Here is a 19,541-nt window from a genome sequence, read left to right on the forward strand (position 1 = left end):
ATGGCAAAGAAATCAGTAGCGACGTTACAGTCTGGTTCTAAGAGATTAACTAAAGCTATCAAAATGGTAAAGTCTCCTAAGACGGGATCTTACGCTTTTGTAGAAACTATTACAGATCCATCACAAGTAAAAGAGTTTTTCAAGAAAAACTAATTTGTGAGAAAATATAATTTTAAAAAGGCTACTTTCATTGAATTGAAAGTGGCTTTTTTTTTATATTTGTAAAGTTTTAGTGAAAATTTGTTTTTGTAATGATATTTTCAAAAATACTTGTATAATGTGAGTTTTATTGAAAATATTTTAATTTTAAAACAGCGTTTAAGTAGCAAATTTTGTAGCTATATTATTTAATTTCCCAAAGAAAAATAGAATGAGTTTTTTTAAAAAATTATTTACAAGAGAAAAAAAAGAAACCTTAGACAAAGGTTTAGAAAAGTCAAAAACGACTTTTTTCTCTAAATTATCAAAAATTGTTGCTGGAAAATCAAAAGTTGATGATGAGGTTTTAGATGATTTAGAAGAAGTTTTGATTTCTTCAGATGTTGGTGTAAATACAACATTAAAAGTTATTGAAAGAATAGAAGAGAGAGTTTCAAAAGATAAATATTTAGGAACTGATGAATTGAACGGAATTTTAAGAGAAGAAATTGCAAGTTTATTGTCTGAAACAAATACAGGTGAATCTGTAGATTTTGAAGTTCCAAAAGATAAAAAGCCTTATGTTTTAATGGTTGTTGGAGTAAACGGAGTTGGAAAAACGACAACAATTGGAAAATTAGCTTATCAATTTAAGAAAGCTGGAAAAAAAGTAGTTCTTGGTGCTGCGGATACGTTTAGAGCTGCTGCAATTGACCAATTACAAATTTGGGCGGATAGAGTAGATGTTCCTATTGTAAAACAACAAATGGGAAGTGATCCTGCTTCTGTAGCTTTTGATACATTACAATCAGCTGTTTCTCAAGATGCAGATGTTGTAATTATTGATACAGCTGGACGTTTACATAATAAAGTAAATTTAATGAATGAGCTTTCAAAAGTAAAACGTGTAATGCAAAAAGTTGTTGGTGATGCACCGCATGAAGTTCTTTTAGTATTAGATGGTTCTACAGGACAAAACGCTTTTGAGCAAGCAAAACAATTTACAAAAGCAACTGAAGTAAATTCTTTAGCAATAACAAAACTTGATGGAACTGCAAAAGGTGGAGTTGTAATCGGAATTTCAGATCAATTTAAAATTCCAGTAAAATATATTGGAGTTGGAGAAGGAATTGAAGATTTACAAGTTTTCAATAAATATGAATTTGTAGATTCATTCTTTAAATAAAAAAGAATTTTTGATAAAAATATAGAAGGTTGTAATGAAAATTACAGCCTTTTTTTATTAAAACCAATTTTAATTTATTCATTGAAAAATTGTTAATTAATTTCCATTTATTACGAATTATAAGAATAAAAATTTAATGAATAAAACGTATATTTGTGAAGAACCTAATTTAAGCAAATATGGAAGAGATTTTAGAAAAGGCCAATCTTTGGCTTTCTGACGCATTTGACACAGAAACAAAAAATGAAATTCAAGATTTAATTGATAATAATCCAGAAAAATTAAAGGATGCATTTTATAAAAATCTAGAATTTGGTACTGGTGGAATGCGTGGAATCATGGGAGCTGGAATCAATAGAATAAACAAATATACATTAGGAAAAGCTACACAAGGTTTATCAAACTATTTACATAAGAATTTCCCAAATAAAGAAATTAAAGTAGCAATCGCTTATGATTGTAGAAAAAACAGTGATACATTTGCGAAAATTGTAGCAGATGTTTTTACTGCAAATAACATAAAAGTATATCTTTTCGATGATATGCGTCCGACACCTGAACTTTCTTTTACAGTTCGTCATCTTGGATGTGATGCTGGAATTGTTTTAACAGCTTCACACAATCCACCTGAATATAATGGATATAAAGTTTATTGGAATGATGGAGCTCAAATTGTTCCTCCTCATGATAAAAATATTATTGATGAAGTAAATAAATTAGATTTTTCTGAAATTAAATTTGATGGAAATGATGATTTAATTACTTATGAAGGCTGTGCAATTGATGATGCATTTATGGAAGCTTCACTTACAAATGGTTGTTTTGCAGAAGCAGATAGAGAAAAACTAAATGTTGTTTTTACTTCATTACATGGAACTTCAATCAAAATTGTTCCTAAAGTACTTCGTAGAGCTGGATATTCAAATGTTCATATTGTTAGAGAACAAATGGAGCCAGATGGAAACTTTCCAACGGTTGAATCTCCAAATCCAGAAGAACCAGCTGCTTTAGCGATGGCTTTAACTTTAGCTGATGAAGTGGATGCTGATATCGTTATTGGAACAGATCCAGATTCTGATCGTGTTGGAATTGCTGTTAGAGATTTAGATGGAAAAATGATCTTGTTGAATGGAAATCAAACAATGAGTATCATGACAGATTTCTTAATTAAAAAATGGCAAGAAAAAGGAAAACTAAATGGAAATCAATTTGTAGGTTCTACAATAGTTTCAACGAATTTAGTAAATGATATTGCAGCGAAATATGATGTAGATTGTAAAGTTGGATTAACTGGATTCAAATGGATTGCGAAAATGATTCGTGATTTTGATTCTATGGAATTCATCGGTGGTGGAGAAGAAAGTTTTGGATACATGGTTGGTGATTTTGTAAGAGATAAAGATGCTGTAACAGCGACTCTTTTAGCTTGTGAAATTGCAATGGATGCAAAACTAAGAGGTTCTACTTTATACAAAGATTTATTAGAGATATACAAGGAGCATTCTTTCTATAAAGAACATTTAGTTGCTTTGGTGAAAAAAGGAATTGAAGGAGCGGAATTAATCAAAAAAATGATGATTGATTTACGTGAAAATCCAAAGAAAGAAATTGCAGGTCATACAGTTACTCATGTGGAAGATTACGCTTCTTCTGAGAGAAAAAATATTCTTACTGGAGAAATAGAAACAATTGATGTTCCAAAATCAAATGTATTAATTTATTATACTGAAGATGGAAGTAAGATTGCTGCTCGTCCTTCAGGAACAGAACCAAAAATTAAGTTTTACTTTAGTGTAAAATTACCTTTAGATGCAATTGAGAATGCAAAAGAAGTAGAAAAGCAACTTGATGCAAAAATCAATGAATTTTGTAAAGAGTTTGGTTTATAAACCGTATTTTTGCATTTGAAAATATATATAAAGTCTATTCAATTTGTTGAATAGACTTTTTTTAACCAATTTTTTAAATTAAATGAACTATTTTAAAAAGATTCTGCTTTTTGCGAAACCTTATCGTAAATATGCAGTTTTGAATATTATATTTAATATTTTTTATGCACTTTTTGGAACATTAGCTTTTTTAGCTTTAATGCCAATGCTTGATGTGCTTTTCGGAATAAAAGATGCTGTGACAGAACCTCCAGTTTTTGAAGGAATTTCTAAAATGAAAGAATTTATCTTTGATTATATGAATTATGGAGCAACTACAATTCGTAATGAATATGGAGAAGGGAAAACACTAATTTTTGTATGTGGATTAATCATTGTAATGTTTTTACTAAAAAATATCTCTAGTTATTTCGCAATGTTTTTCATTACATTTTTAAGAAATGGTGTTTTACGAGATTTAAGAGATGCTACTGCAAAAAAGATTATAGAACTTCCAATTTCTTATTTTTCTGAAAAGAGAAAAGGAGATGTAATGGCAAGAATTACAACGGATATTCAAGAAATTCAATGGACTTTTTTAGCTGTTTTAGAATTAGTAGTTAGAGAACCTTTAACAATTTTAATCACTTTGATAATCATGATTACACTTAGTGCAAAATTGACATTATTTGTTTTCATTTTCTTACCAATTTCAGGAATTTGTATTTCCATGATTGGAAAGAAATTAAAAAAACATTCAGATAGAGCACAAAAAGAACAAGGGCATTTTCTTTCTTTAATTGAAGAAACATTGACTGGATTAAGAGTAATTAAAGGTTATAATGCAGAAAAGAAAATTTCAAGTAAAATTTTCACTTCTACTTCTAAATTGAATAAAATTTTAAATAGCCTTTTAAACAGACAAAATATTGCTTCTCCTTTAAGTGAATTTCTTGGAGTTGCTTCTGTGGCAGTGATTTTATGGTTTGGTGGTCAAATGGTTTTAATTGAAAAATCTATGGAAGCTTCTGCTTTTATCGTTTATATCACGTTGACATATCAGATTTTAGCACCAGCGAAACAAATTTCAAAAGCTTCTTATAATATTAAAAAAGGAAATGCTGCGGCAGAAAGAATTTTAGAAGTTTTAGAAACAAAAAATACAATTGTAGATCCTGAAAAACCTAAAGAATTAAATTCATTTAAAAATGAAATTACTTTTGAAAATATTTCATTTAAATATGATGAAGAATATGTTTTAGAAGATTTTTCTTTGACGATTCCTAAAGGAAAAACAGTTGCTTTAGTTGGGCAATCTGGAAGTGGTAAATCTACATTAGCAAATTTAATTACGCGTTTTTACGATGTAAATAAAGGTGCAATCAAAATTGACGGAACAGATATTCGTGATGTAACACAACATGATTTGAGAAATTTAATGGGAATTGTAAATCAAAAAGCAATTCTTTTTAATGATACGATTAAGAATAATATCATGCTTGGTGTGGATGAAGCGACAGATGAAGAAATTATTCATGCAGCAAAAATTGCAAATGCACATGAATTTATCATCAAACGTCCGAATGGTTATGATGATAATATTGGAGATGCAGGTGATCAACTTTCAGGTGGACAACAACAACGTTTATCTATCGCTAGAGCAGTATTGAAAAATCCGCCAATTATGGTTTTAGATGAAGCAACTTCTGCATTAGATACAGAATCTGAAAAAGCTGTACAAGAAGCGCTTGAAAACATGATGAAAAATAGAACTTCTATTGTAATTGCACATAGACTTTCTACAATTCAAAATGCAGATATCATTGTTGTTCTTCGTAATGGTAAAATTGTGGAAAAAGGCTCACATCAAGAATTAATTGCACACCAAGGAGAATATCATAAATTGGTAAATATGCAATCTTTTGATTAAAAGAAATAAATATAAAATTTATAAAAAAGGCTTCTTCTGAAGTCTTTTTTGTTTTTAATTCTTTAGTAAAATATATCCATTTAATGAGGTTGCAACGATTAACCAAAGAAAATAGGGAAGAATCAGAATAGATTTTGTTTTTAAAATATTCCAATAATTAAATAGGAAATATCCGATTAGAATTGTTAGAACAAGTATGATTATAAACCCGAAAAGAACTTTATGAAAATAGAAGAATGTTGGATTCCAACTTACATTTAAAATCCATTGTAAAACAAATAAACTTAGAAGTAAAGATTTATTTGTAGAAATTGGCCAAAGAAAAGCTAAATAAATACTGAAACAAATCATAATCGTTGTCCAAGCTGCTCCAAAAACCCAACCTGGTGGAGTCCAAGGAGCTTTATTTAAATTTAAATACCAATCGGACGGAACTCCTTTACTTGTAAAAAAGCTTCCTATTGCTAAAGCACCAAAATTTAATATTAAAAAAAGGATTAATCGTAAAATCATTGTGTTGTATTTTTCTTTATTAAAATTAATGAATTTGCTGATTTTATGAAATGATTTTATTTTTGTTTCGATTAAAAATAAATATGAAAAAGAAAATTAGATGAAAGCGTATATTCAAACAGATAAAGACGGAGATTATTTTAATGTAAATGCTTTTGTTGCTGCAACTGGATTTAAATCTTTAGGTTTTGAAATTGTGAAATATGTTGATGTTTCAGAAACAAATGAAAAAGATAAGGAAGCTATTTTTGTTGGTGGAATTGGAAATTTTCGTAAACAACTTCAAAATTTACATATAGAAATTCCAAAAGAAATTGAATATCCGAAAGAATTAGAATCGTTTTTAAATAGAAAAATTTGGAAATCTAATTTAGAAAAAGAAATTCAAAAAGAAACAACAGGAATTTTTATCAAACCTACCAAAACAAAACTTTTTACAGGAAAAGTAATTCATCAATTTAAAGATTATATCGGTTTACAATTTCAAGATGAAGTAGATATTTTATGCTCGGAAGTTATTGAAATTGCAACAGAATGGCGTTGTTTTATTCGTTATAAAGAAATTTTAGATATAAGATATTATCGTGGAGATTGGGATCAAAAATTGGATGTATCTATTATAAAAAATGCAATTTCAAAATACGATTCACAACCTGCTTCTTATTCTTTAGATTTTGGTGTAGATAAAAAAGGAAATCATTTTTTAATTGAAGTAAATGATGGACATAGTCTAGGAACGTATGGTATCGGAGCAATTTCCTATGCGAAATTTCTTTCTGCCCGTTGGTCAGAATTGACAAATACAGAGGATTATTTGAGGTTTTAAATTAATGCATCTCTTTTAAAGCTTTTATAATATTTTCATCAAGAATAATAAAAGCTTTAAAAGTTCCTTTTTCATTTGATTTTATAAATGAAAATGGGTTTATTTCAGTATTTCCAAGAAAAACATCAATATGATTTCCTTTGATTTTAGAACCTGTATCCGCTGCAAAAAAATAACCATCATGAATTTGTTCTTTTCCATTTTCATCTATATAAATTGTATTTTCAGCTTTTGGAATAAATAAAACACTTCCATAAGGAATTAAAGAATTGTCAACTGCAATAGATTTAAAAGGTTTTAAATGAAAATTTTGAACACCTTTCCCAAAACCGGAACTAAATTCCCACAATACTTTCCCTGTTTTTTCGTATGAATTATAGTTTTTATATTTTTCACAATCACGACAGTCTTTTTGAATTCTGGTAGATCTTCCAGAATAATTTAAAACATGAATTTTTCCTTCTTTTTCAATATAAACAGTTCCTTCAATATTCGCTTTACACCAATCACAAAGATTAAGTTTTAAACCCGTTTTTTTCTCTTTTTTATTTAATAAGTCGACACCAGTTTCAGAATGTTTTAATGTTGGAATATAATAATACGTTGCCCAAAGTTCTAAAGTTATTTCTTTTTTGTTTTGTTTTTGAAAACTTGAAATTAAGAGAAATAAAAAAAATAGAATTGCATTAAAAATAAATTTCTTTTTCATGGAATATGCTTTATTATTTTAGATTTAAAGTAAAACAAAAAACCTGTAATAACACAGGTTTTTATTTAAAATTAGATTTTGATTAAATTCTAAGAGTATCCCGCATTTTTATATGGTGCTTTATCTTTTTTATACATTAATAATGTTCTTTCAAAAGAAACAACTTTGTCTCCTTTTTCATCTTTCCAATAAGTTTCGATATTTAAAATTCCCTGATCAGGACGAGATTTGGAGTTTCTTTTGCTCAATACTTTTGAAACCACACGAATTTCTTCTTCTGGATAAACTTCTCTACTAAAATGAATATTTTTCCAACCTAAATTTGCAACAACTCTTCCAAAAGTTTTTGTTGTACAAGCGCAAACGATAGAAAGAATAAAAGCTTCTGAAATAGGAATTTTATTTTCCATCATAAAACTTTTAGAAAATAAAGGATCAATATATTTTGGATTCCAATTTCCTGATTTTAAAGAATGATGAATTGCTTCTTCCTGTGTGATATATTTAAAAGGAAAATGATGGTAAACTTCTTCTTTTTTTAAATCTTCAAAGTAAATTCCTGTTCGCTCAATCCACTCATTATTTTCTTTTTCATAATAAGCAGAAAACTTATCTGATTTTAAATTATAATTAAATTGTTCATGACCATAAAATGGATGATGTCCTTTTTTATAAATTAAAATAATATATTCGATTGTTGTAAAAACTTCATTATGTTGATTCATTCCAGAAGTTCGAACTAAAACTTCACCACAATCGTCATTTCCAGAATTTACATTCAAATCAATAATTTCAGAAACTGCATAAATTGTATCTCCAGCAAAAAAAGGTTTTGAAATTGTAATATCTTCAATTGTTGTAATTCGTTTTTTTCTTGCAAAAGTTTTCCAAGTTAAACCTAAAATATGTTGTACACTTAACGTACTAACACCAATACAATTTTTCCATTCTGTTTCTTTCGCATAATTCGCATCAAAATGCATCCAAGCGCCATTTATCGTATCAAAACACTCTGTTTTATTATCTTGTTGCGAAACTGTAATTCCTGGACGATGAATAAATTTCTGTCCAATTTCGAAATCTTCAAAGTTTAATCCAAAAACTTCAAAATATTCGTTTTGATTAATTTTAGCATAAGCAGGGAACATAATCTATTTATTTTTAAGTGTTTTTTGTAATTCTAATTTTCTTCCACGAATGATGATTAAAATTCCGATGAATACAAGGACACAAGAGAAAACTTTCATCCAAGAAAAATCATCTTTAAAGTCTTTTCCCTTATGAAATAAATCAGAAAAAAGAATCATCACAAAAACGGTTACAGGTTGAATATAAATGTAACTTGAAGAAACTGACGGAGGAAGATGTTTCAATGAATAAATCGCAAGAGAATAAGCTAATAAAGTTGCGATTAACACAGTGTAACCAATCATTAAATAATCATTTGTAGAAATTGCTGCCCAATTTGTATTCATCACAGGTTCATAAACAATTGGAATTATTGTCAATCCTCCAATAAAGAAAATCCAAAAAATAGAAGTAGGCGCATTATAATTTTGAATAATAGGTTTAGAAGCGACAATATATGCTCCATAGGCTAAAGAAGTTATCAAAAAAGCAATATTTCCTTTTAAAGTTGCAGCCTGATTTCCAGATTCATTTCCATAAAGAATTAAAACAACAGCACCAATTCCACCTACAATAACTCCAAGAATTTTTAAATAACTAAATTTTTCATGTTTTGCTAAAACACTAAAAAATAAAGCGAAAATTGGCGTGCAAGTCATTAAAATTGAAGCATCCACAGGTGAAGTGAGATTTAAACCATAGAAATAAGTATGATTACTTATAGTTACAATCATTATTGCACTTACGAAAAGCGGAATGAAATGTTTTTTCTTAATTCTTTGTGGCTTGAATAAATATAAAATGAATACAAAAGGAATAATTCCCCAAACTCTTGTGAAAAAAAATGCCATTGGAGATAAAACTTCAGGCATTAAAACTTTCACAAACATAAAGTTGGAACCTAAGAAAATATAAGCAAAAAAAACAGCTAAATGTCCTTTTAAATTATTTGAAATATTCATTTTTAGAATTTTCTTTTTTGTAGTAATAAATTAAGAATAAATTGATTAAGATTAATCGTGGATATGTTAAAGTTTCTATATTTTGAATTGTTAAATTTACTGAAAGCTAGATATTTATTAACTTAATACAATGGTTTAAAACAGATGAAATGCAGAAAATAGAACTTTGTCAGAATTTACTTTTTACACCAGCAAATCGAGTGGGTAGATATGAAAAAGCTGGAGAATTGTCATTTGCAGATATGATTTGTTTTGATTTAGAAGATGCAATTTCTATTCAAGAAAAAGAAGTAGCAAGAGCTGTTTTACTTTCTTATTTTCAAAAACAAAAAAACTATCCTTCCAATCATCCAATTTTGGTTTCTGTTCGTGTTAATTCTATCAAAACTTCTTTTGGCTTAAAAGATATTTCAGCATTTTTGGAAAATTCATTTATTCCAGATCTAATTGTTTTACCAAAAGTAGAATCGGTTGCGGAAGTTGAAATTTATGCTTCACTTTTTTCTGAGAAATTTTCAAAAGCTTCATTTATCGCAATGATTGAAACTGCCAAAGGTTTAGAAAATGCTTCTGAGATTGCAAAACATGAAAGAGTGGAAGTTTTAGCTTATGGAGAAATTGATTTAGCGAGTGATTTAGGAGCGAAATTGAATTTAGAAAATTCTTTAGCATTTCGAAGTAAAATTGTGCAAGCAGCAAAAGCTTCTGGAAAATTAGCTTGGGATGTTCCTTTTTTAGATTTTAAAAATCCAAAAGGTTTGGAGAAAGAAACTGAATTTGTTCGAAATCTTGGTTTTGATGCAAAAATCGCCATTCATCCAAATCAATTAGAAACTATTGTCAAAGTTTTAAATCCAACAGAAAAAGAGATACAAGAAGCAAAAGAAATCATTGAAATTTATGAAAAAGCAAATGGTTCTGTTTGTGAATATCATGGCAAAATGATTGATGTTCCAGTGATTAAGAAATGTCAGAGAATATTGGAAAAAGCAAAATATGTAAGAAAATGACTTTAGATCCTTTTAAATTTGATAAACAAGGTGTATTAGAAATCTACAATCAGAAATTAACAACTGCTACGAATGCAATAAAAGTAATTTCTCCCGATGTGAAATTTGTTACTTTTGGTTGTTATGCTGCAACGCCACCAACTTTAATGCGAACTTTTTTAGAAATTGTAAAGACAGATTATTTTAAAAATCCTGTTCGAATTTATGTGTTTCGAAGTGCAGATAATTTGGTGAATTTGTTTAATGATATAGAACTTTTAAAAAGATTGCGAATTACGACGCCTTTTATTGGAAAACCAATGCGTGATGTTTTAAATACAGCTTATGAAAATAAAAAAGGTGTTTTTTTACCAGATTTTGTTGCCACACATTTTAGTGAAATTGGAAAAAGTTTTTTAAATCAACATGGAAAACCTGATGTTCATATGTTACAAGTTTCTCCAATGGATGAACATGGTTATTTTAGTTTTGGAATTGATGGAAGTTTTTCGATAGATTCTGCTAGAATTGCGGAAAAAGTGATTGTAGAAGTAAATTCGAACTTCCCTAGAACTTTTGGAGATGGAATTTTACATGTAAGTCAAGTGGATGCAATTATTGAAAACACTTCAAATCTTTTAAAATCAAAAGAAAGAGAAATTTCTGAAGAATCTAAAATAATAGGAAAAATAATTGCAGAACAAATTCCAGATAAAGCTTGTATTCAACTTGGTGTAGGAGATGTTCCAGATGCGGTTGGGCTTTTTTTAGAAGCGAAAAATGATTTGGGAATTCATACAGAATTGTTGACAAGTTCGCAGGTGAAATTAATTTTAAATGGAAATGTGACGAATAAATATAAAAACTTGAATAAATATCATACAGTTTTTAATGTAGCAATGCTGCCAAGTCAGATTTATTATAATGTTTTAGACAATAATCCTTCGATGCTTTGTTATCCAGGTTCGTATGTAAATAATCCTAGTGTGATTTCAAAAATAGATCAGATGATTTCTATTAATTCTTTTGTAGAAATTGATTTATATGGGCAAGTTGCTTCTGAATCGATTCATTGGCAGGAAATTACTGCAACTGGTGGACAGGTAGATTTTATTCGAGGAGCGAAAAATTCCAATGGAGGAAAAAGTTTTTTAGCTGCACATTCTACTACGAAAAATGGGACAGTTTCGAAAATTGTTCCAAGATTAAATAATTTTGTTTCAACACTAAGAACTGATGTTCATCATGTGGTAACAGAATATGGTTGCGTAGATTTGTCAGGTTTGTCGAGTAAGGGAAGAGCAAGAGCTTTAATTAGTATTGCACATCCAAATCATAGAGAATCTTTAGAACAAGCAGCGAAAGAATTAAATTTAATGTAAGAAAATATAGAAGTATGAAAATGACAATAGGAGATTATTTGTTGATGCGATTAAAAGAATTGGGAATTGATGATATTTTCGGTGTGCCTGGAGATTATAATTTGGGATTTTTAGATCAAGTAATGTATTATGATGGTTTAAAATGGGTTGGAAATTGCAATGAGTTAAATGGTGCTTATGCAGCAGATGGTTATGCAAGAGTGAAAGGCGCTGCGGCAATGATTTCAACATTTGGAGTAGGAGAGTTAAGTGCAATTAATGGAATTGCTGGGTCTTTTGCGGAATATCTTCCTGTGGTGAAAATTGTAGGAATGCCATCTACGGAAGAACAAAAATCAGATATTGTTTTTCATCATTCGATTCGATCAAATGAATATGATGTTTTTGAAGAAATGTATGCGAAAATTACAGCTGCAAAAACAATTTTAACTGAAGAAAATGCAGCAGATGAAATTGATAGAGTTTTGACTGTTTGCTGGAAGAAAAAACTTCCAGTGTATATTGGAATTCCGAGTGATATGCCTTATAAAGAAATTGAAGTGGAGATAAAACCTTTAGAATTGGATTGCCCGACTTCCAATTTAGAAACGATGGAAGAAGCTTCTTTGCGAATTACAAAAGTTTTAAAACTTTCAAAAAGACCACTTTTATGCGTAGATTTATGTGCAATGCGCCATAATACAAAGGAAGATATTGAGCATTTAATTGATGAAATTCAGATTCCTTTTATTACTACAAATATGGGGAAAGCTTATATCAATGAAACAAATCCGCTTTTTGTTGGTGTTTATGGAGGAAAAAATGGAGATGAAGCTGTAAATGAATTTGTAGAAAATGCAGATTGTATCATTTCTTTTGGAGCATTGATTTCCGATTTAAATACAAGTATGCTTCCAAAATCTTCTTCAATAGAAATTCATAGTAATTATGTTCGTGTGAAAAATTCTTATTATTATGAATTATATTTTCATGATTTTATTCCTTATGTTTCTAATAAAATAAAGAAGAGTAAAATTAAATTTCCTGCTTTTACTTTGCCGAAAAAAGAAGAAAAACATTTTATGATTAAAGCAGATTCTAAAAAGATTGAACAAGAATATTTTTGGAAGCGAATGGGGTTTTTCTTTAAAGAAAATAGTATAGTAATTGCAGGAACTGGAACAAGCTTATTTGGACTTTTACCAATTAAATTACCAGATAATGTGACATTTATTTCTCAAATTATTTGGGCTTCTATTGGGTATTCTGTTGGAGCGCTTTTAGGAACTTCTATTGCAACTCCTTTTAAAGAAAATATTTTATTTGTTGGAGATGGAGCTTTTCAATTGACTGCTCAGGAAATTTCTACAATGATTCGACATAATACGACACCAATTATCTTTTTATTAAATAATGATGGTTATACAATTGAACGTGTAATTCGTGGAGAGAAAATGGAATATAATGATATTCATATGTGGAATTATGCAAAATTACCGAAGATTTTTGGAGATGAGGTTTGGACAACAAAAGTTTCTACAACAGAAGAATTAGAATCGTGTCTTTCAGAATTAAGAGCAAATGATGATAAACTTCGTTTTGTGGAAGTGATGATGGAAAGAATGGATGTTCCTGAAATGTTGATGAAAATGGTTGGGAAGAAATAAGAAATGATTTTATAGAATAATATTTTAAAGTGAACTTACTTGAAAAAGGAGTTCACTTTTTTATTTTATATTTAGAGAAAAAATGAATAATAAAATTTTAATACAATTAATAATCTTTTTCTTACCAATCTTCCTTTTTGCCGAATATAACGGAGTTGAAATTCATTTTCAAATTGAATTCAAAAATGGAAAAACAGTAGAAGGTTATCGATATTTAGCTCATGGAAAAAATACGGATACTTATAAAATATATTTAGAAGAAAATCCAAGTGTATTTTTAAGAAATGAAATGGTTTACGAGCCAGGAAATTATTGTTTTTATACTTCTAGATTAAAATATATTTATAAAAAAAATCTTTATGTTTATAAACTTGTGGAACCAAAAGAAGTGAAGTTAGATGAAATTCAAAAAGTCAAAATTTTAGACTTAGAAACTTCTTCTTATACAATTGGACTTACAGGAGAATATACTTCAAAAGATCAAAAATGGATGAATACAAAAGCCTTTACTCATTATAGTTTTGGAGAAGATTTATGTTCACATGATGTGTATATCCATGACGCTGGAAATATTTCTAAAAAAGTGAAAAATGAAATTAGAGACTTACTTCAAAAAATAAATACAAAAGTGCAGCAAAGATTTGAAAAAATAAAAGATGAAATAAATTCAGATAAAGAATTTCAAACTAAAATGAAAGATTTATTTGAAGAAAGAAAGAAGCTTTTGAAATTTTATTTTGAAAAATATAAAACTTTAAAAACTGCAACAGTTACGATGTGTACTTGTTAGATAATATTGAATTCATTTAAACTTTTTAATTCAAAATTATCTATATGCATTTTCATCGTTGGTTTGTAAAATTTTTTTGTATTGATATTTTAAGAAAATAAAAGAGTCTATGTCTAAAAGGCTATGTATTTTTGCACAAAATAAATTTAGATGTCAAAACAATTTTCTGATTTAGGATTATCAGCACCAATTTTAAAAAGTTTAGAAAACTTAAACATAAAAGTACCAACAGAAATTCAAGAAAAAACAATTCCAATTTTATTGAATTCCACGAAAGATTTTGTAGGATTAGCAAAAACAGGAACAGGAAAAACTGCCGCTTTTGGTTTGCCATTATTACAAATGATCGATGTAGAAAAAACGCAGGTACAAGCTGTAGTTTTAGTTCCTACAAGAGAGTTAGGACAACAAATTTATGAGAATTTAAAAGCTTATGCTTCCGAAATCCCAGCAATTTCTATCGCTGCTGTTTGCGGAGGAATTCCAATTAAACCACAAATAGAAAGATTAAAAGAACCAACACAAATCATTGTTGCAACTCCAGGAAGATTGATTGATTTGGTGAAAAGAGAAGCAGTTTCTATTGCAGAAGCTTCTTATTTGGTTTTAGACGAAGCAGATGAAATGGTAACTTCATTAAAAACTGATTTGAATGAAATCTTTAAAATGTTACCAAAGAAAAAGAGAACTTTCTTATTTTCAGCTACACTTCCAGGAATTACACGTTCGTTGATTAACGATTATATGTCAAAGGATATTGAAGAAATAAAAGTTGACATGAAAATCTCTGGAAATGAAAAAATCAATCATAAATATGTAATTGTTGACCCGATTGAAAAGTTAGATGTTTTGATGCATTTCTTGTCAAGTAGAGAAGGAAAACAAGGAATTATTTTCTGTAAAACAAAAGCAGCGGTTAATAAATTAGCAAAGAATTTAGCAAAACATAAATTTTCTTCAGGAGCAATTCACGGAAGTTTAACACAAGGGATTCGTGATCGAATCATGGGGCAATTTAGAGATGGATATATCGATATTTTGATTGCAACTGATTTAGCAGCTCGTGGAATTGATGTGAAAGATTTATCTTTTGTGGTGAATTATCATTTACCAGATTTATACGAAACTTACGTTCATAGAAGTGGAAGAACTGCGAGAGCTGGAGCTTCAGGACTTTCCTTGTCGATTATTCAGCAAGAAGAAGCCGTAGATATTGCAGATTTTCAAACAGAATTAGGAATTACTTTCGAAGCTTATGAAAAACCATCAGCAGAAAATATGGAAGATAATTCAGCTTTACTTTGGGCAAAACAAATCTTCAAAACAAAGATGAACAAAGAAGTTTCGCAAGAAATGAAAATGAAATTCCGAACAGTTTTACATCATTTGACAAAAGAAGAATTGATGGATAAAATGCTGTCGCATTACATCGCAAATCAAACTAAAAAAACAACAGAAGAAGAACCAAAGAAAAAGAAACGTAGAAGATAATTATATTTTGGTGCGAGTTTGTAACTCATGATTAATTTACAATAAAACCAAAAATCCTATTAGAAACTACAATTCTAATAGGATTTTTATTTTAAAGTTTTTCTATTTTCTCTAAAGCAGTTTCCAAACTTTCTAAATCAAAATCTGTCTCAGAAAGATTTGTATAAAGCATTAATGCTTGTAAATTTTCTTTAAATAATAAACCTTTGATATTGGCTTCTTCTAAAATTTGTAGAATCTCTTTCTTTTTCATAATTGGTCTGCGAAACACCCAAAGTAAATGATATTTTCCTTCATTTAAATAATGAATAAATAATTTATCTTCTTTTTGCATTTGCTTTTCAATTCCTGGTAAATTAACTTCAATTTCGTTTCTTCCAACAAAGATTCGATTTTCAAGATTATATGATGCAATTCGGACTTTATGTTTCTTTTTATAATTACTTCCCATACTATGATTTTACTGAAAAATTAGAAAGCAAAATTAGACAAATTAATGATTAAGTTTTGCTCTTTCCATATTAAAAAAATAAATAGATTTTAAGCTGATTTCACAAAGTCATATTTTTAGAATAAAAACAATTTTTATATTTGAGCAAAAATGAATAAATATTAAAAATTATGAAAAAAAGATTGGTCATTTTGACAGGTGCTGGAATTAGTGCAGAAAGTGGATTAAAAACATTTCGTGACAGTAATGGATTATGGGAAAACTTCAAAATTGAAGATGTTGCTTCAATTGAAGGTTGGCAAAAAAATCCGAGTTTAGTTTTAGATTTTTATAATGCTAGAAGAAAGCAAGCTGGGGAAGCAAAACCAAATAAAGCACATCAAGTTTTGGCATCTTTAGAAAAAGATTTTGATGTAGATATTATTACACAAAATGTAGATGATTTACATGAAAGAGCAGGAAGTTCAAAGGTTTTACATTTGCATGGAAAATTACGAGAAGCGAAAAGTTCGCTTTATCCAGAGACAATTATAGATATTGGAATGGATGAAATTAAAATTGGAGATGTATGTGATAAAGGTGCGCAACTTCGTCCGAATATTGTTTGGTTTGGAGAAGCCGTTCCGGAAATTGAAAATGCTGTTTTAAAATGTATAAAAGCAGATATTTTTGTAGTAATTGGAACAAGTTTGCAAGTATATCCTGCGGCAAATTTGATTAATTATATCGATGAAGAATGTCCGCTTTTTGTAATTGATCCACATATAGAAAAAGGAATTTTACCACCTAACGTAAATTTAATACAAGAAAATGCAGTTTTAGGTGTTGAAAATCTGAAAGAAGCTTTAAAATCTTTAGAATAATAACTAAATTAGAAGAAGGAACAATGATTTGTTCCTTTTCTTTTATTCTAAATTTTTAAATAAGAAAGCTTATGAAAATTCCAATGATTTCGCAAATTTACGAAGCCGACAGAGAAACGGTTAAAAGAGAATCCATTGCTTCAATTGAACTGATGGAACGTGCTGCTAAAGCATGTGTAAAATATATTTTGAATAAAAAAGATTGGAAAAAAAAGCGATTTTATATTTTTTGTGGAACTGGAAATAATGGAGGAGATGGTCTAGCAATTGCAAGAATGTTAGCGAAGAAAAAATATACAGTTGAGGTTTATATTGTTCCAGCAAATTCAAATAGGTCGGAAGATTTTACAACAAATTTTAATGCACTTTTAAAAAGTGGTGTTACCATTTATCAATTAGAAAAAAAAGAAGATTTTCCACATATTATAAGTAAAAGTGTCATTATTGATGCGATGTTTGGAATTGGATTAAATCGACCAGTTTTAGGTTTACCAGCAAATGTAATTGAAGAGATTAATAGAGTTTCTGATTCTAAAGTGATTTCTATTGATGTTCCCTCTGGATTTTACACAGAAAAAAGCTTGACTTCTACAGATTTTTGTATTCAGAGTGATTTAATCTTGACTTTTCAATTTCCAAAATTAGCATTTGTACTACCAGAAAATGAAAAATTCATTCATAAATGGCAAGTTTTAGATATTGGATTAAATAAACAATTTATTGAAGAATTAAAAGTTAGCGTCCAATATGTTGATATTTTAAAAATTAAATCAATTTATAGAAAACGTACAAAATTTTCTCATAAAGGAGCTTTCGGGCATGTGTTGATGATGGGAGGAAGTTATGGAAAAATTGGAGCAGCAGTTTTGGCAACAAAAGCGGCAATTCGTTCTGGAGCTGGTTTGACAACTGCTTACATTCCTTCTTGTGGTTATCAAATTATGCAAACTTCTGTTCCAGAAGCAATGGTTGAAATTGATGCGGAAAATAATTTGGAATATTTTGATTATTCTGTTCATCCTTCTGTAATTGGAATTGGTGTTGGAATTGGAACAGATTCGGAAACCATTCAAGGATTTGAAATGTTTTTACATCGAAATAAACTTCCTTTAGTTATAGATGCAGATGGAATAAATATTTTAGCGAAGAATAAATTATTATTAAAATATCTACCAAAAGATACAGTTTTAACGCCACATCCGAAAGAATTGGAAAGATTGATAGGAGAGTGGGAAAACGATTTTGAAAAATTAGAAAAATTACGAGAGTTTACTGTAAATCATGAATTGATTGTTGTGTTAAAAGGAGCAAATACAATGATTGTAAAAGAAGGAATGATTTATATAAACTCCACAGGAAATCCTGGATTGGCAACAGGAGGAAGTGGTGATGTTTTGACTGGAATTATCACAGGATTAATTGCACAAAAATACACACCTTTAGAAGCTGCAATTCTTGGAGTTTATTTACATGGATTAACAGCAGATGTTGCTTTAAAACAACATACACATGAAACTTTTATCGCTTCAGATATTATAAAATTTTTACCGAAAGCATTTAAAGCAATTCAGAAATAAAAAATGAAAGGCAAGGTTTTTTACCTTGTCTTTTTTAAAACCATTTTTTTCTTTTGAAGTAAATTAATAAAAGAATAGAAACAATTGCCATTACAATGATTGTAGCGAAATAACCATATTTCCAAGAAAGTTCTGGCATATTCTCGAAATTCATTCCGTAAAACCCAGAAATAAATGTTAGAGGGATAAAAATAGAAGCAAAGATTGTCAGTGTTTGCATGATTTGATTCATTCGTAAATTAATTTTTGATAGATATAAATCTTTTAAACCAGAATTAATTTCTCGGATATTTTCAAGAGATTCCATATGAAAATAAATATGTTCATAAATGTCATGAAAATAGTTTAGAGTTTTTGCAGAAATTAAATCAGAAGCATGTTTGATTAAAACAAAAATTTCTTCACGAATTGGAAAAATAGCCCTTCGTAAATGAATGATATATTTTTTATTATCCTGAATCAAAAATAGAGAATCATCTTCTGTCATTCCAAAAATCTTATTTTCTAAATCCTCTAAATTATCATGAAATTTATCAATTACACCGAAATATTCATCGATAATTAAATCGACAATAGAATACATTAAAAAATCATTTCCATAGGCTTGAATATTCCCGATTTTATCCAAAATTCTTTCTTTTACTAAATGTAAGTGACACTCTTCTTCTTCCTGAAAAGTAACCACACAGTTTTTGAAAAGTAGAATAGAAATTTGACGAATTTTTGGTTTATTAGAATTTGGCCGAATAGAAATTGTTTTAATACAAAGAATGATATAATGTTCTGTTTCCTCAATTTTCGGACGATGTTCTGTATTTAAAATATCTTCTAAATGAAGTTTATCAATGTTAAAAAAACAACCAATATCTTTGACAACATCAACATTATGAAGTCCACGAATATCAATCCAATTTACTTTATTATCTAAATAAATTTTCTTTGCTTTCTCAATAGAAATATCTTTTTGAACTTCTAATTTTTCTGTATCATATCCTATATAATCGATTTTCGAAGGAAAATTTCTTTTTTTTCCTACATAAACCAATGCGCCAGGTGGCATCCCCATTTTTTCGGAAACTTTCTCAATCATCG

18 protein-coding genes are annotated in these 19,541 nt (G+C 28.7%); 12 read left to right on the forward strand and 6 right to left on the reverse strand.

Annotated features, from left to right (window positions below; translation table 11 throughout):
- The 4 genes from I1A51_RS09375 (at nucleotide 1) to I1A51_RS09390 (ending at nucleotide 5,122) form a co-directional block, all read left to right on the forward strand.
- Nucleotides 1–153: a DUF4295 domain-containing protein gene (locus I1A51_RS09375; RefSeq protein ID WP_196893278.1), complete on the forward strand. Its 153-nt coding sequence runs from the start codon at nucleotides 1–3 to the stop codon at nucleotides 151–153.
- A 217-nt stretch (nucleotides 154–370) separates the two neighbouring features.
- The gene (gene ftsY / locus I1A51_RS09380) at nucleotides 371–1,324 is read left to right on the forward strand and encodes a signal recognition particle-docking protein FtsY (protein WP_196893280.1); all 954 of its coding nucleotides are present in this window, start codon (nucleotides 371–373) and stop codon (nucleotides 1,322–1,324) included.
- Nucleotides 1,325–1,503: 179 nt separating this feature from the next.
- A complete protein-coding gene (locus tag I1A51_RS09385; RefSeq protein ID WP_196893282.1) occupies nucleotides 1,504–3,213 on the forward strand; it encodes a phospho-sugar mutase in 1,710 nt (569 codons plus the stop codon).
- Nucleotides 3,214–3,295: 82 nt separating this feature from the next.
- Nucleotides 3,296–5,122: an ABC transporter ATP-binding protein gene (locus I1A51_RS09390; RefSeq protein WP_196893284.1), complete on the forward strand. Its 1,827-nt coding sequence runs from the start codon at nucleotides 3,296–3,298 to the stop codon at nucleotides 5,120–5,122.
- Nucleotides 5,123–5,176: 54 nt separating this feature from the next.
- Here the strand turns inward: I1A51_RS09390 and I1A51_RS09395 are convergent, their stop codons facing one another.
- Entirely contained in the window at nucleotides 5,177–5,635 is a 459-nt protein-coding gene (locus I1A51_RS09395) for a TspO/MBR family protein (RefSeq protein ID WP_196893285.1), read from the reverse strand.
- A 100-nt stretch (nucleotides 5,636–5,735) separates the two neighbouring features.
- On the opposite strand from I1A51_RS09395, the gene I1A51_RS09400 reads away from it, so the two are divergent.
- Nucleotides 5,736–6,461 (forward strand): ATP-grasp domain-containing protein, encoded by a 726-nt coding sequence (locus tag I1A51_RS09400; protein ID WP_196893286.1) that lies wholly within the window; start codon nucleotides 5,736–5,738, stop codon nucleotides 6,459–6,461.
- Between the two features lies 1 nt (nucleotide 6,462).
- Here I1A51_RS09400 and I1A51_RS09405 read toward each other — a convergent pair whose 3' ends face one another.
- From I1A51_RS09405 to I1A51_RS09415, 3 genes are all read right to left on the reverse strand, one after another.
- Nucleotides 6,463–7,170 (reverse strand): 3D domain-containing protein, encoded by a 708-nt coding sequence (locus tag I1A51_RS09405; RefSeq protein ID WP_196893287.1) that lies wholly within the window; start codon nucleotides 7,168–7,170, stop codon nucleotides 6,463–6,465.
- Between the two features lie 89 nt (nucleotides 7,171–7,259).
- Nucleotides 7,260–8,318, reverse strand: coding sequence for a MaoC/PaaZ C-terminal domain-containing protein (locus I1A51_RS09410; protein WP_196893288.1), 1,059 nt, complete (start codon nucleotides 8,316–8,318; stop codon nucleotides 7,260–7,262).
- 3 nt (nucleotides 8,319–8,321) lie between these two features.
- Nucleotides 8,322–9,260 (reverse strand): DMT family transporter, encoded by a 939-nt coding sequence (locus tag I1A51_RS09415; RefSeq protein WP_196893290.1) that lies wholly within the window; start codon nucleotides 9,258–9,260, stop codon nucleotides 8,322–8,324.
- 149 nt (nucleotides 9,261–9,409) lie between these two features.
- Between I1A51_RS09415 and I1A51_RS09420 the strand changes: the two genes are divergently transcribed.
- The 5 genes from I1A51_RS09420 to I1A51_RS09440 all read left to right on the forward strand — a co-directional run bounded on the left by I1A51_RS09420 (nucleotide 9,410) and on the right by I1A51_RS09440 (nucleotide 15,558).
- Nucleotides 9,410–10,270: an HpcH/HpaI aldolase/citrate lyase family protein gene (locus I1A51_RS09420; RefSeq protein ID WP_196893292.1), complete on the forward strand. Its 861-nt coding sequence runs from the start codon at nucleotides 9,410–9,412 to the stop codon at nucleotides 10,268–10,270.
- Nucleotides 10,267–11,631, forward strand: a complete 1,365-nt coding sequence (locus I1A51_RS09425; protein ID WP_196893293.1) for an acetyl-CoA hydrolase/transferase family protein — start codon at nucleotides 10,267–10,269, stop codon at nucleotides 11,629–11,631. Before I1A51_RS09420 ends, I1A51_RS09425 begins: the two co-directional genes overlap by 4 nt.
- A 14-nt stretch (nucleotides 11,632–11,645) precedes the next feature.
- Nucleotides 11,646–13,277: an alpha-keto acid decarboxylase family protein gene (locus tag I1A51_RS09430; protein WP_196893295.1), complete on the forward strand. Its 1,632-nt coding sequence runs from the start codon at nucleotides 11,646–11,648 to the stop codon at nucleotides 13,275–13,277.
- An 82-nt stretch (nucleotides 13,278–13,359) separates the two neighbouring features.
- Entirely contained in the window at nucleotides 13,360–14,067 is a 708-nt protein-coding gene (locus I1A51_RS09435) for a hypothetical protein (protein WP_196893297.1), read from the forward strand.
- 150 nt (nucleotides 14,068–14,217) lie between these two features.
- Nucleotides 14,218–15,558 (forward strand): DEAD/DEAH box helicase, encoded by a 1,341-nt coding sequence (locus I1A51_RS09440; RefSeq protein ID WP_196893299.1) that lies wholly within the window; start codon nucleotides 14,218–14,220, stop codon nucleotides 15,556–15,558.
- Between the two features lie 91 nt (nucleotides 15,559–15,649).
- On the opposite strand, the gene I1A51_RS09445 is transcribed toward I1A51_RS09440, so the two are convergent.
- Nucleotides 15,650–16,009, reverse strand: a complete 360-nt coding sequence (locus tag I1A51_RS09445; RefSeq protein WP_196893300.1) for a hypothetical protein — start codon at nucleotides 16,007–16,009, stop codon at nucleotides 15,650–15,652.
- Nucleotides 16,010–16,179: 170 nt separating this feature from the next.
- Here I1A51_RS09445 and I1A51_RS09450 point away from each other — a divergent pair, with 170 nt between their 5' ends.
- A complete protein-coding gene (locus I1A51_RS09450) occupies nucleotides 16,180–16,872 on the forward strand; it encodes a Sir2 family NAD-dependent protein deacetylase (protein ID WP_196893302.1) in 693 nt (230 codons plus the stop codon).
- A gap of 71 nt (nucleotides 16,873–16,943) precedes the next feature.
- Nucleotides 16,944–18,449 (forward strand): NAD(P)H-hydrate dehydratase, encoded by a 1,506-nt coding sequence (locus I1A51_RS09455; RefSeq protein ID WP_196893304.1) that lies wholly within the window; start codon nucleotides 16,944–16,946, stop codon nucleotides 18,447–18,449.
- Between the two features lie 34 nt (nucleotides 18,450–18,483).
- On the opposite strand, the gene corA is transcribed toward I1A51_RS09455, so the two are convergent.
- The gene (corA, locus tag I1A51_RS09460; protein ID WP_196893305.1) at nucleotides 18,484–19,539 is read right to left on the reverse strand and encodes a magnesium/cobalt transporter CorA; all 1,056 of its coding nucleotides are present in this window, start codon (nucleotides 19,537–19,539) and stop codon (nucleotides 18,484–18,486) included.
- Between the last annotated feature and the right edge of the window lie 2 nt (nucleotides 19,540–19,541).

The organism is Aureivirga marina (genome assembly GCF_015767265.1).
GTDB lineage: Bacteria > Bacteroidota > Bacteroidia > Flavobacteriales > Flavobacteriaceae > Aureivirga > Aureivirga marina.